Origin of the sequence: Shinella sp. BE166 (assembly GCF_051201095.1) — a bacterium.
Classification (GTDB): Bacteria; Pseudomonadota; Alphaproteobacteria; order Rhizobiales; family Rhizobiaceae; genus Shinella; species Shinella lacus.
The window spans coordinates 90,741-104,116 of the sequence record NZ_JBPEHL010000001.1; the positions used below are offsets into that span (position 1 = coordinate 90,741).

At 64.6% G+C, this 13,376-nt stretch carries 12 protein-coding genes; 6 read left to right on the forward strand and 6 right to left on the reverse strand.

Annotation, left to right across the window (positions count from 1 at the left end):
- The first annotated feature begins 10 nt into the window (after positions 1 to 10).
- From J2Y63_RS00375 to J2Y63_RS00395, 5 genes are read left to right on the forward strand one after another with little or no spacing between them, the layout of a single operon-like run.
- Entirely contained in the window at positions 11 to 781 is a 771-nt protein-coding gene (locus J2Y63_RS00375) for an ATP-binding cassette domain-containing protein (protein WP_256115209.1), read from the forward strand.
- 39 nt (positions 782 to 820) lie between these two features.
- Positions 821 to 1,807 (forward strand): autoinducer 2 ABC transporter substrate-binding protein, encoded by a 987-nt coding sequence (locus J2Y63_RS00380; RefSeq protein WP_435264410.1) that lies wholly within the window; start codon positions 821 to 823, stop codon positions 1,805 to 1,807.
- A 29-nt stretch (positions 1,808 to 1,836) separates the two neighbouring features.
- Entirely contained in the window at positions 1,837 to 2,802 is a 966-nt protein-coding gene (locus J2Y63_RS00385; protein WP_435264411.1) for an ABC transporter permease, read from the forward strand.
- A complete protein-coding gene (locus J2Y63_RS00390; RefSeq protein ID WP_435264412.1) occupies positions 2,799 to 3,755 on the forward strand; it encodes an ABC transporter permease in 957 nt (318 codons plus the stop codon). Before J2Y63_RS00385 ends, J2Y63_RS00390 begins: the two co-directional genes overlap by 4 nt.
- Positions 3,756 to 3,758: 3 nt before the next feature.
- Complete coding sequence (locus J2Y63_RS00395) at positions 3,759 to 5,075, forward strand: M20 family metallopeptidase (RefSeq protein WP_435264413.1); 1,317 nt, start codon at positions 3,759 to 3,761, stop codon at positions 5,073 to 5,075.
- 6 nt (positions 5,076 to 5,081) lie between these two features.
- Here J2Y63_RS00395 and J2Y63_RS00400 read toward each other — a convergent pair whose 3' ends face one another.
- From J2Y63_RS00400 to J2Y63_RS00425, 6 genes are all read right to left on the reverse strand, one after another.
- A complete protein-coding gene (locus J2Y63_RS00400) occupies positions 5,082 to 6,215 on the reverse strand; it encodes a hypothetical protein (RefSeq protein WP_435264414.1) in 1,134 nt (377 codons plus the stop codon).
- Positions 6,212 to 7,456, reverse strand: a complete 1,245-nt coding sequence (locus J2Y63_RS00405; protein ID WP_435264415.1) for a lysozyme inhibitor LprI family protein — start codon at positions 7,454 to 7,456, stop codon at positions 6,212 to 6,214. The genes J2Y63_RS00400 and J2Y63_RS00405 overlap by 4 nt, the downstream gene beginning before the upstream one ends.
- 22 nt (positions 7,457 to 7,478) lie before the next feature.
- Entirely contained in the window at positions 7,479 to 8,885 is a 1,407-nt protein-coding gene (locus J2Y63_RS00410) for a caspase family protein (protein WP_435264416.1), read from the reverse strand.
- A gap of 260 nt (positions 8,886 to 9,145) precedes the next feature.
- Positions 9,146 to 10,912, reverse strand: coding sequence for a uracil-xanthine permease family protein (locus tag J2Y63_RS00415; protein WP_435264417.1), 1,767 nt, complete (start codon positions 10,910 to 10,912; stop codon positions 9,146 to 9,148).
- A 163-nt stretch (positions 10,913 to 11,075) separates the two neighbouring features.
- Positions 11,076 to 11,690: a TetR/AcrR family transcriptional regulator gene (locus J2Y63_RS00420; RefSeq protein ID WP_435264418.1), complete on the reverse strand. Its 615-nt coding sequence runs from the start codon at positions 11,688 to 11,690 to the stop codon at positions 11,076 to 11,078.
- A gap of 100 nt (positions 11,691 to 11,790) precedes the next feature.
- Positions 11,791 to 12,225 (reverse strand): pyridoxamine 5'-phosphate oxidase family protein, encoded by a 435-nt coding sequence (locus J2Y63_RS00425; protein ID WP_435264419.1) that lies wholly within the window; start codon positions 12,223 to 12,225, stop codon positions 11,791 to 11,793.
- Between the two features lie 237 nt (positions 12,226 to 12,462).
- On the opposite strand from J2Y63_RS00425, the gene J2Y63_RS00430 reads away from it, so the two are divergent.
- Positions 12,463 to 13,338: an SDR family NAD(P)-dependent oxidoreductase gene (locus tag J2Y63_RS00430; RefSeq protein ID WP_435264420.1), complete on the forward strand. Its 876-nt coding sequence runs from the start codon at positions 12,463 to 12,465 to the stop codon at positions 13,336 to 13,338.
- Positions 13,339 to 13,376 lie beyond the last annotated feature (38 nt).

Genomic DNA, 13,376 nt, shown 5'->3' on the forward strand with positions numbered 1-13,376 from the left:
GGTTGCCGACATGACCGCACCCTTTCTCGCAGCAAGAGGCATCGCCAAGCGTTTCGGCGCCCTGACGGCGCTGTCCGGCGTCGATCTCGACATCAATGCCGGCGAGGTGCTGGCGCTTCTCGGCGACAACGGTGCGGGCAAATCGACCTTCATCAAGATCCTCGCCGGGGCGCATGCCCAGAGCAGCGGCGAGCTATTGGTGGAAGGCGCGCCGGTCTCCTTCGCCTCGCCAAAGGATGCGGCCTCCTCGGGCATCGCCACGATCTTTCAGGAGCTGGCGCTCTCGGAAAACCTGTCGATTGCCGAAAACGTCTTTCTCGGCCGCGAGCTGAAGCGTTCGGTCCTCGGCATTCCGTTCCTGAAGCGCGGGGAGATGCGCAAGCGGGTGGATGCGCTGCTGACTGAACTGGATGCCCATATCTCCGATCCGGAAGCGCCGGTCGGTAGCCTGTCGGGCGGCCAGCGGCAGGCGGTGGCCATCTGCCGGGCGCTCAACCTGAACGCCAAGCTGGTCATCATGGACGAGCCGACGGCGGCACTCGCGGTGGCCGAGACCCGCAAGGTCCTGTCGCTGACCCGGCGGCTTGCCGAGCGCGGCTGCGCGGTCGTGCTGATCAGCCACAACATTTCCGATGTCTTCGAGGTCGCCGACCGCATGGTGGTGTTCCGCCGCGGGCGCAAAGTCGCCGAAAGGCTGCGCGCCGACACCAATCCCGAAGAGATCGTTTCGCTGATAACGGGCGCCCATCCCGACGTGCGGGCGCTGGAAAGAACAAACTAAAAAGCACGTCCAATACGTCCAGAGAGGTTCAAAATCGCCATGCTGAAACAGATCAAGACCATGCTGACGGTGTCCGCGGTGTCGCTCGCCGTCGCAACCGCCGCCTTTGCCCAGGACAAGCCGAAAGTCGCCTTCGTCCCGCAGCTGATCGGCATTCCCTACTTCAACGCCATGGAGGCTGGTGGAAAGAAGGCGGCCGAGGAACTCGGCGTCGAGTTCATCTATAGCGGCCCGGTTGACACCAACCCGGTCGACCAGTTGCAGATTGTCCAGAACCTGATCGATCAGGGTGTCGGCGCCATTTCGGTCAGCGTGCTGGATGCCTCCAGCATCGCCCCCGTCGTCGAGGCGGCGACTGCCAAGGGCATCAAGCTCTTCACTAGCGACAGCGATGCGCCCGATAGCGGCCGCGCGGTCTATGTCGCCCAGGCGACCGACGAGGGGCTTGGCAGCACGATCATCGACGAGCTGGTCGGGCGCGTCGGCGAGGATGCGAAGATCGGCATCGTCTCCGGCGAGGCGACGGCCTCCAACCTGAATGCCTGGATCGGCTTTATGCAGAAGCAGGCGGCCGCGAAGTATCCCAAGCTGCAACTGCTCGAACCGCAATATGCCGGCGGCACGGCGCAGCGCGCAGCGCAGATCTCCGGCGACCTGATGGCGGCCAATCCCGATATCAAGGCGATCATCGCGGTCGCCTCGACCACATGCCCGGGCGTCGCGCAGGCGATCGAGACCGCCGGCAAGATCGGCAGCGTCATTGGTGCCGGCTATTGCAGCCCGAACACCGCTCGGTCCTATCTCAAGAGCGGCGCGTTCGGCTTCACCGTCCTGTGGGATCCGGCACAGCTCGGCTACCTCACCGTCTGGGCTGGAAAACAGCTCATCGACGGCAAGGCCTTCGAGGCGGAGAACACGGTTCCGGGCTTTGCCCAGCCGGTCACCTACGATGCCACCACGGGCATCCTGCTGCTTGGACCGCCGGCCGTCTTCACGGCGGAAAACGTCGACAAGTTCGACTTCTGAAGCAGCGTGAAGGGAGGGTGCGACCGGTGATGAACGGTGTTTTGACAAGGAACGGTCGGGAGTGGTCGCTATTGGCCGCCTGTATCGTGGCGATCATCGTCTTCTCCGTCGCATCGCCCTATTTCGCGACGTCGGGCAATGCCGCGACCCTGCTGCGCAACAGCGTCGAGCTTTTGCTCGTGGGTCTCGGCATGACCCTTCTGCTCGCCATGGGCGGTATCGACGTCTCCGTCGGCATCGTCATGGGACTGGCGGCAATCGGCGTCGGGCGGGCGCTCGGCGCAGACCTGCCGGTCGGTGTCACGGCGCTGGCGGGACCGGTCATCGGCGCCGGCCTCGGCTTGGTGACTGCGGCCGTCGTGGTGCTCGGGCGCGTGCCGGCCATCGTCGGCACGCTCGGTCTGCTCGGGGTCTATCGCACCGCGATCTTCGTGCTGCTCGGCGGGCAATGGCTGTCAGGCCTGCCGACCGGCCTCACCGACGTCCTGGCAGCCACCTTCCTCGGCATCCCGGTCGCAGCCTTCCTGATAGCGCTCGCTTACCTCGCTGTCTGGCTGGCGCTCCGGCGCACACCCTATGGGCTCCACCTGCTGGCGATCGGCAATTCGGAGGAGAAGGCGCGCCTGTCCGGCATTCCGGTGGTGCGCGTGCGCTTCGCCACCTTCATCGTCAGCGGCGCGCTGACGGGGCTCGCCGCCACCTTCTACGTCGCCAACTATCGCAATGTGGAAATGACGATCGGCACGACGCTGGCGCTCGATGCGATTGCCGCAGTCGTGCTCGGCGGCACGAGCATTCTCGGCGGCAAATGCAGCCTTCTCGGCACCGTGCTCGGCGTGCTCCTGCTGCGCATCCTGCAAAACGGCCTGCTTCTCGTCGGCGTGCCATCGCTCTGGCAACCGGTCCTGACCGGTGGGCTGCTGATCGGCGTGCTCGTGCTCGAAGTCGCCGCCGGCCGCCTGTCCTTCCCGCAAACCGGATGGGTGCGCAAATGACCCGCCTTCGCACGCTTCAAGGTCCGGCCCTCACGCTGAGCCTGCTCGCACTTCTCTGGGTCGTCGTGCTCGTCATGTTGCTCGCGCTGAAGCCTACGGTCTTCAGCCTTGGCACGATGACATCGATCATCCAGTTCTCCACCATCCTGGCGCTCGTCTCCCTTGGGCAGGCGCTGGTCATCATGGCGGGTGGCGCCGGCATCGACCTTTCGGTCGGCGGTATCGTTTCGCTATCCGCGATCGTCGCCATGCTGTTCGTCAAGCTCGGCCTTCCGCCGGTGCTGCTGCCGGCCGCCTGCATTCTCATCGGCACGTTTCTGGGCGCTTTGAACGGTATCCTGGTCACGAAGCTCACTCTCCTGCCGCTGATCGCGACGCTCGGCACCTTCTTCATCTATTCCGGGCTGGCGCTGGCGCTCACGGGTGGGGCTGCGCAGTCCGGCGTACCGGCCTGGCTGCTCGGCTGGGGGCGCGGCACGCTGGCCGGCATCCCCCTGACCTTCCTGACCATCGCCCTCCCGGCCTTCGCTATAACGGGCATCGTCCTCGTCTGGACCGCCTGGGGGCGCTGGATCTACGCCATGGGCTTCAACGAACGCTCGGCGCGGCTGGTCGGCATCCCGGTCGATCGCGCGCGCCTCATCCTCTATGCCGCAAGCGGCGCGCTTGGCGGGGCGGCGGCCCTCGTCTCCGTCGCTTGGCTCGGCAGCGCCCGGGCGAATATCGGCCAGAACCTGGAACTGGAATCGCTGACGGCGGCCATGCTCGGCGGCATCGCGATCACGGGCGGCCGGGGTGGGGTCGGCGGCGTGCTTGCGGCCGTCATCCTGCTGGTCACGCTCAGGACCGGGCTCTTGCAGCTCAACGTCAATACGGTCTGGCAGGTGGGTATCGTCGGCACCCTGCTGATTTTCGTGCTCCTTGCCGATCGCCTTTCGCAACACTGGAGATAGTTCATGGCGTCCCTTGAAGAAACCATCGCCGAGCGGGTCGAGGCCCAGGCCGACCGCATCGTCGAAACCCTGAGCGCTCTCGTCGCCTTCCCCTCGATCGTCAAATCGAACCCGAAGGAGGCCGGTCCCGGCGAACGCGATTGTCAGCTCTATCTGCAGGGCCGGCTGGAGGCGCTGGGCTTCACCACCGACCTGTGGGACCCGGATGGCCCCGCACTCTACGCCAAGTACCAGGGCCGCCCCGGCGCCAACAAGGGTCGTACTTTCGAAGGCCGGCCCAATCTCGGCGGCGTCCTCAAGGGCACCGGCGGCGGCCGCTCGATCATGCTGACGGGCCACATCGACGTGGTGCCTCCGGGTGCCGCACAACACTGGGCGACCGACCCCTTCGAACCGGTCCTGAAGGACGGCTTCGTGCATGGCCGCGGAACAATCGACATGAAGGGCGGCGTCGCCTGCATGCTGATGGCGGTCGAAATCCTGAAGGGCCTCGATGTGCCGCTTTCCGGCGATATCGTTTTCACCACCGTGGTGGACGAGGAGATCGGCGGCATGGGCTCGCTCGCCATGGTCGATCGCGGCTTCCATGCCGATGCCGGCATCATGACGGAACCGACCGCCAACAAGATCGCCCCCCTTTGTCACGGCATCCTGTGGGGCAAGATCATCATCGACGGCATTGGCGGCCATGCGGAACTGACGCCGAATGCCTGGTATTCGGGCGGTCCGGTCGACGCCGTTCAGCTCTGCCGGCAGATGCTCGACGGCATCGACATCCTCAACCGCCGCTGGATGTTCGATCCGAAGAAGAACCATCCGCTGATGGACCAGCCGAACCAGATTATCGTGACGCAGGTGAGCGCCGGCGAACACCCGTCTTCCATGGCCGGTCGGGCGGAAATCATCATCGACGCCCAATATCTGCCGAGCGAGAAGGACGAGTTCGCCCTTGGCGGAAACGTCAAGCGGGAGATCGAGGAACACGTCTTCAACGTCTGCCAGGTCGATCCCTATCTTCGCCTTCACCCAGCGCGGGTGGAATGGATCCTCGATGCCGATTGCGCGGAAATCCCGGCCGATAATCCCTTTGTGCAGACGTTCCAGGAGGCGGTGAAGGCCGCAAACCTGTCTCCGACCCTCTCAGGTTTTGGCGCCCATAGCGACATCGGCCTGCCGAGCGGGCTTGGCAACACGCCCACAGTCAATTTCGGGCCGGGCGACCCGGCACAATCGCATCAACCCAACGAACGCGTCTCCGTGCGCGACCTGGTCGATTGCACGAAAGCCATAGCGCTCGCCGTCGAACGCTGGTGCAGGTGATGGAATTCAGCGGATTTCCAGGTCCATCACCATGCCGAAGACCGGCACATTGCGGGCCGACCAGCCGTCGCCATCCGCTGTGAGGCCGAGTTCCGAACATAGCCTGTTCTCGCCGCCCGACGGGTTTGACGTCTGCTGGTGCATGCCGGTGAGGAAGGATTGGGAAAAGCCGTCATCGAAGGGAGCGGGTGTCAGGCAGGCGACAGCTTTGTAGAAACGGTCGCGATGCTCCGGGTTCGTTGCCGAGAAAGATTGGAAAACGCCGCGCAGCCCATCGAGCTTTGCCTGGCAGAATGCCGCCATGTCAGCGTCGTAGCGGCAGCCGAGTTCGGTGGAATATTGCACTCGGCACTGCGGGTCGGCGAGGTTCTTGAGGCAGGCCGGCAGCCGCCCTGCGAAGGCTTCGGCCTCGTTCTTGTCCCAGTTGTTGTCGGCGGGGCTGCCCTCGATCGTTTCCGGCGACTGGTGCAGCCGCGCGCCGGTCTCGGGGTCGTAGCGCAGCATGTCCCATTCGGCGGCGATGAAGCCGGACGTCAGCGGCCCGAACCCGCTCACCTGGCGGATCTTCGCCTGGAAATCGCTGACATCCTTGCGGAAGCTCCAGTCCTGCACCTTGCGCGGTCCGGTGGCGAGCGCCACGCGGTCGGCAACGGTGCGCATCGGCGGCACGCCGAGCCGCAGCATGACCCATGCATCGCGCTGGAACGCGCTCTGCTGCACGCGTCGTTCGGACCAGCTCTTGTCCGCAAGGCCCGCTTCCGCAACATCGGGATCCAGCAATTCGTCGAGCCGCGCCTCGGCCATCGCCTGGCGGCAGGCCTCAGGGCCTGCGGGATTCGCGCCGGCAAGCGCGCATTGGCGCTCGCTGAACGTTTCCCAGGCGGCCTGCGATGCGGCCAGTTGTGAGCGTTGTGTCTCGGCCTTTTCCTGCGCGATCTTGCCGGTGGCGGCGAGGTCCGCGACATGGGCGTCAAGCTGGCGAAGGGTGAGGGCGAGCGCTTCCGCTTGAGCGGCGGATCGCCAGGCCGCGCACCGCTCCGGCGCCACAGCGTGTTTCTCGCAGTCGGATACCTCCTGGGCAAGCGCCGGGGCAGCCATCGAGACCATGGCGACGAACAGGCCGGTTGCAAGACGGCTCATAGGCCGGCCTCCTCAAGGGCTTTGACAACGCGTTGCAGGTGATCGGCATAGTCCGGGTCGCGTGCCGGATCGGAGACAGCGGCATCCTCGCGATATTGCGAGAACGCGCTTTCCACGGAGAGGGCGTAGAGTTCGGTGTCTCCAGAGCCGATCGCATTGTTGTTTTCGTCGAACGTCCAACCGACGAGTTTGCTGCAAAGTGCGGTTTCGCGCTCGGGCAGCGTCTCGATATCGACCGTCTTCACCTGCGCATCGCCGCCCGCCGGCTGGGCGATAAAGGTGAGCTTGCTGACGGTTTCCGCATTGTCCGGCGCGAAGACCGCAAGACCCGCACCCTTGCCGCCTTCCGCGATGCAGCCCGCCATGCCGTAGACCGAATGGGACTGGAAACTGGAGAACAGCGACGCCGTGCGGCCATCGCGCTGATAGCCGGCGGCGATGGTGCGCTTGATATCGAAGACGCTCTGGCAGGCCTTGGCGACGGGCGGATCCAGCCGGCAGCCGAGCTCTATGGAATAGTTGATGCGGCAATCGGCCTTGCCGAGGTCGCGCATGCATTCGGGGAAGCTGGCGGCGAGCGCTTGCAGGTTGGCGTCGCTGGCGCTGATCGGTGCGCTCTCGATGAGGGGCTGTCCGTTTTCCGGGTGGTATCGCCAGGCGTCCCAATCCGTGGCGATGGCCTTCGCGGTCTCCGCTTCGAAGCCGCGCGCCGCCAGCGCCTTCTCGACCAGCGTCGCGCCGTAACGCTTCTTTATGTACCAGGTGTAATCGCCGAAGCCGAAGGCGCGGGGGGAATATTGCGAGTCGGCGAGCGTGTCGAAATCCGGTTCGAGCCCGCCCTCCGCCTGCGCCTCGCCTTCTTCCGGCGGCACGATGCCGAGAAGCCCGTCGAGTTCCTTCATCCGCTGCCAGGATGTCCAGCGCAGGCATTGCAGGCCCTGGATGACCCCGACGATGCCCTCTTGCCCGGCGAAGTAATCGCAGGTTGCCTTGCGATAGGCGAGCCAGGCTTCCTGCGCGGCGCGCACTGCGTCCGGTTCCGAGGAGGCGGCGAGCACGGCGGCAAGCCGGCTTTCCACCTCGCCGTCCAGCCCGCCGCCCATGGCCGCCAGGCAGGCTTCGATTTTCAGGTTGCCGGTATCCTTGCATTCCGCCGGCGTCTCGAAATTCTCGACGATCCCGCCGGCCGCTGCCGGTTCCGCGAGCGCGCCGAGAAGCATAGCTATGAAAAGGCGTTTCATCGTCTTCTCCCTTCGCAGACCGTCAATGGCATCGGAACCCCGCCGGCACGGCGTCATAGATCTTGAGCGCGTGGATCGTTTCGAGCGTCAGCCCGCCTGACTTGAGCCGCGCCTGCCGCTGGAAGGCCCCGACCGCGTCGGGCAGTTGTTCCGGGCTGGCGACGTTGATTCCCGTCTGCGTCAGCGCTTGGGTCAGCGCGGTTTTCCCGTGGTCGGAGAGGTAGGGCATCAGGTCCTGCGAGGTGAGCGTCGATCCGGCTTCGAGGTCGCCGAGATCGCGGGCTCTCGAAATCAGCTGGAGCGCGTGCGCCACATCCGGCTTCGCCATGCCGCATCCGGCGAGATACATGATGCCGAGCGCGTTGATGGCGGCCGGGTGGCCCTTGTCGGCGGCTGCCTGATAGTGCTCCAACGCCTCGGTCAGGCGCTCGGCCTTTTCCAGGGCGCGGGCGAGATTGTGCTGGAGCCGGGCGCTTTGCGGTTCGCCGGCAACGGCTTCGAGGCAGGCGGGCACGGCCTTCACGGCGTCGATATCTTCGAAGGTGATGCCCTTGAGGCCGACGAAATTGCGCGCGTCGACCGCAAGCCGGTCGCACTCCGTAATGCTCGGCGGGCGGAAGAACAGCGTGCGGCTGGTCTGCACCAGATATTCGGGCTTCTGCACGCCGTTGGTGCTGGCCAGCACGTCGCCCGCGGCAAGGCGGAACATTTCCGACACTTCCAGCCCGGGCTGGTCGATGAAGCGCAGCAGGCTTTCGGTATAGGGGCTGTGCTCGCCGCGGCCATCGGAGGCGACCTGGCCCGCCGCCGTGGCAAAGGCCACGACGCGGAAATATCCGGCACTCGCTGCCCCGGCCACCGGCTTGGGCAGATCGATCCGGGCAAGTCCGCGCGATCCGCCGGCGCCGTGCACCAGGCCGCTGAACGGATTGTCGCGGCAGGCATCGAGTACGATGATCTTGGCCGCATCCGGCTTTGCCTTCGCCTCGATGGCCGCGAGGATCGTATCGACTGCTATGAGGTCGTCCCGCCGTCCGTTGCGGGCGAGGTCGACCGGCACGATGAAATTGCGACCATCCAGCTGGAGGCCGTGGCCGGCATAGAAGACGAAGATCACGTCGGCGCTGGAAAGGTCCTCGGCAAAGCGGCGGATCGTCTCCTGCAGGGCATCCTTCGGCTGGTCGATCGCCGTGTGCAGGCGAAAACCGAGGCCGCCGAGTTTTTCGGCCATCGCCTTGGCATCATTGGCCGGGTTGGCGAGCCGGCTTGCCGATTGGTACGTGGCGTTTCCGATAACGAGGGCAACACCATCGAATGCGCCATGCGAGGCGGACACCTGCGCTCTGGAGGTCGATGCGCCGGCAATCAGAAGCAGGAATAGCGCGATGATAAAGTGGAGACCTGCATGTCTTTCGGGGCGTCCCAGCATGCTTTCTGCTCCGCATTACGCGCACCCGGTTCGCAGGCGCGCCACCTCGGTCCGCTCATCAGGCTGCCTATAGAAACCGAAAAAATGCGAAGAGGCAATCGACGGAGCAGCCCTTCGGTCGGTCGCGATGGACATTTTAGGAGATGGGTCGATCAGCGTGCCGACATGATTTCCGGGATCATGCGCTGCGCCACCGGGCGCAGACGCTCGGCCTCCATCGTCAAGAATGAACACGTCGATGCGGCCTTGAGAGCCGCTCCCTAGTGATCGAAATGCAGCAAAACGAAAGCCTGGCCGTTCCGGGTGCCGACATTCGTGCGATCGGCGAGGCGTTGGACGAGAACCGCGGATACGTTCGCCATCGCACGCGCCACGGCGTCGTCGTCCGCTTCGAGCCAATCCTCGATCTCCGGCGCCTCGACGCCGGCGAGCACCAGCGGCGGGCCGCTGTGCAGGATCTCCACGTCGAAGTTCAACTCGTCGAAACGGGCGCGAACGGCCACTGCGCGCCGGTCCTCTCCGGCGGCCGCAATGAGTTCCGTGGCCTCGATAGCCGCCAGCGCTGCCCGGCTGACCACGTCGCGACGCGCTGCCCATATGCCGCCCTGTTCCTCGACGAATTCGGTGACCGGGGTGATGAGGTCGGCTTCCTCACCCAGCTCGCGCTGGGCCACCATTGAGGTGCCGATGCGAAACAGCAGGTTGAGCACGATCGCCACGAAGCCCGCCATGACGAAGCCGCTGCCGACGAAATGGCGCGCCGAAGCCGGAACGCTTTCGGCAAGCTCAGGGATGAGCATGACCGTCAGGCCGACAAAAAGCGACAGCCCGATCATGAAGATGCTTCGGCTGTCGATGGCACGAGACGTGGCAAGCTCGATGCCGGAGACGATGAGGAAGGCGGCGGCGTAGACCTGGATGGCCCCGATCACCGGAGTGGGAATGATCGTCAGCGCCAGCGTGGCTTGCGGCAGCAAACCGACGATGGCGATAGCCGCGGCCGCGACGATGCCGATCCAGCGCGAGGTCGAGCGGGTGGCGTGGCTCAAGCCGATATTGGCGGAGGAGGCGCCGGTCGGCATGGCGCCCAGCAATCCCGACAGCACGTTTCCGATGCCGTTCGCCATCACGCCGCCACCGGCCGTCTTCATGTCCGGCCGGTGCCAGTCTGCGTCGTCCATGCGGTCGACGATGACGGTGCTGGCGAAGGTGTCGAATTGTCCGAGAAGGCCGACGACCACGATGACGGCAAGCAAGGCAAAATCGAAATTGAACACGGGTGCCGGGAGCACGGGCAATGCGAGCACCGGCGCGGTGGCGAACAATTCGAGCCCGGTCAGCCGTCCGCACAGGGCGGCAACGACAACGCCGGCGACGATGCCGGCGGCGAGGCCGAAAAGCTTCATCTTGCTGCTGCCCCACACCGACAGCACAACGACCGTCGTCAGCGTGACGCCGGCGATCAAGGCGCTGAGCGGATCGACCTGGAAGCTTTCGCTGATGCCCAGAGACTGCCGCGCGGCCCCTTGAATGAGCGACAAGCCGCCCATGCAGACGACGACGCCGAGCACCGTCGGCGGAAACAGCGCGCGCAGATGCGGGATGAGCCGGCTGAGCCCCATCGCCGGCAGGCCCGTGGCAAGGCCCAGCATCAGCATGCCGCCGACACCGTAATCACGCAGCACGACGGCGACGAAGGGCACCATGATCGGGCCGGGGATATGCACGATCAGCGCTCCGGCGCCAATGCGCCCGCCCCACGCCTGCAGGAAGGTCGCAATCGCCATGCCCAGGATCGAGCAGGTGAGAAAGGTCTGGGTCTCCGCCACGGACAATCCGCCGAGCTTGGCGGCGGCCAACGCGTAGGTCGACAGCGCGATGGCCATCACCGCATGCTGGCCCGCCAGCGCCAGAAGCGCGCCGCGCGGCAGCGCGTCGGAATTGGCATAGACGATGTCTGAAGGTTTGCGTCGTGCGCGTGCGGCAGGAAGCCTGAAGTTTTTCAGGTCGAATGCGGATGAAAACATAAATTCTCTGCTTGCATGGGAAAGAACAATTCTTGTCACATTCACCGATAGGGCGTGTGCTGACAATGTCTCACGGCCACCAAGCTCGCCCAATATAGGGGCGTTCTGCCCGCTGCTTCCGTCCATCCCCTCCAGCCGGCGCCGGTCCCGGAAAAAGCCGCCTTCAGCGATGGCTTCTTGCGATCATCGCGATGATGGTATCGTAAAGTTCCGCCTGCGCCTGTTCGGCCGTGATCTCGCCTGTCGTTGCGGCATTGGACAAGGCATCGGCCGACCCGAGCATGGCCCAGAAAGCGGCACGCGAGATGCCCTTGGAGCCTGTGAAGGGCGCGAATATCTTCCGGCACTTCTCGATGAAGGCCAATTGATAGTCCCACTTGACGGTCGCCAACTCGGGCGACCCGGCGAGTCCTGCCAGTACACCGGGAATCTCGCGTCCCTGGGACAGGACGCATTCGACATAGGACGAGGCGATGACCCGCGCGATCGCCTCCAAGGTCGGCGCACTGGCCTCGATCGCAGCATCGATCACCGCTGTCTGGCGCAGGTCGAAATCCTGATAGAGCGCAGTCAGCAGGCCATTTCGCGTCCCGAAATGGTCGTAGATCACCGGCTTGGTAACGCCAGCCTCCGCAGCCATGCGCGGCAGCGTTAGCGCGTCAGTACCTTCCTCGCGCACGATCCTCCATGCCACGTCCAGAAGCTGGTGCAGCCGATCCTCTCGGCTCAGCCGTACACGCTTCGCGGCAGCCGGCGGTTCTGTGGATGTGTCCGACATGGTATATACCAAAAGTAACCTACTTGAGGTATATGGGCGCGCTTCTTCGAACGCAAGCCGTAACTATGCGGGAGACGAAGCCTGCGGCTTTCCTGTGTTTTCACAGCGGGATGGTGCCGTTTTCCTCACCGTCCCAATATTGAACACGCGCACCCCGGACATTGATCAGCACCAGCCCCGGCGTTTCCGCTCCCTGCGCAAACCAGCGTTCGAGGTCAGGCACCCAGTGCCGCTCGAATTCGGCCTTGTCGCGAATGATGCGGGCCTCACCCTCGATGGAGATGAACATCCCGGGTTTGCCGAGCAGGCTGGGCGGCTCCGTAAAGGAAAGGGAAACCTGCGGATCGCGGCCGATATCGGTGACCTTATTCGTATCCTCAAAGGAGAAGAACCAGGAGTCGCCGTCGTATTCGACATCGCCGTTGCTGCTCATCGGCCGGTTGGAAATCGCACCGGACGCGCCATGCGTCGACATCATGCAAAAATCGATCTTCTTGAGTTTGCGGGCAATGTCGGGAAGCGTTGTCGATGACATGGCGGTGACCTTCGCAAAGGAACATGGACGAGACGGATCGAACAGGGAATGGGGTGAGACGTCGAAAGTTCCTTTGGATGGTCAGGATGGGAGCAGCGCGTTCGGGTCGAGAACGGCGTCATTGAGAGTATCCCACCAGTCTCTGATCGGATCTGCATATCCATGAAGGCGGGCAGGGGACAGAGTTTGCAGCGGCAGACATGCCCTGAAAACTCGTCAGCTCTTATGGAGTGAATCATGCATACCGAACACGAATTGGGAATCAGCAGGCGCAATATGGTGCTTGGAGCGTCCGCCGGAATTGCTGCAATGGCAGTCGCTTCGGGCGCCGTGGCCGCTCAAGAAACGCGCCGCGACAATCAAGACACGAAGGGAGAACTGGCTGGCAAGCGCGCCCTTGTGACGGGCGCCTCGCGCGGGATCGGTGCCGCGATCGCTTTGGCGCTCGCAGACAAAGGCGCGGATGTCGTTATCACCTATTTGAAATCGACCGACAAAGCCGCCGCGGTTGTCCGGGCGATTGAAGAGAAGGGCGGGCGCGGTATGGCCATTCAGGCCGACAGCGGCGACTCGGCGGCCGTGAAGCGCTCGGTCGAGGAAACGGTAGCAGGGCTCGGTGGCCTCGACATCCTGGTCAACAATGTCGGCAACGCCCGCTTCGGGGCATTCACCGACCTGACGCTTGCCGACATCGATACGCTTCTGGCCGTCAACGTCCGTGCGGCGGTGCTGGCCACACAGGCGGCGATCCCGCATCTCGGGCAGGGCGGACGCATCATCACCACGGGTTCGAATGCCGCAGAACGCGCCCCGTTCACCGGCATTGCAGGATATTCGCTGACCAAGTCCGCGCTGCTCGGCTTGACGCGCCACCTCGCCCGCGAACTCGGCCCGCAAGGCATCACCATCAATCTGGTTCAGCCGGGACCGACGGATACCGACCTCAATCCGGACAACGGCAGTGAACTGGCCCTCATGAACCGCCGGCTGACATCGCTCGGTCGCTACGGCGAGCCGGCCGATATAGCGGCCGTCGTGGCTTTCCTGGCAAGCCCCGCTTCGAGCTTCATGACCGGTTCGGTCGTCACGGTGGATGGCGGGTACAACGCCTGAAGAGCGACGACGTGCATGCGGGGACGCCTTGCGCGCCT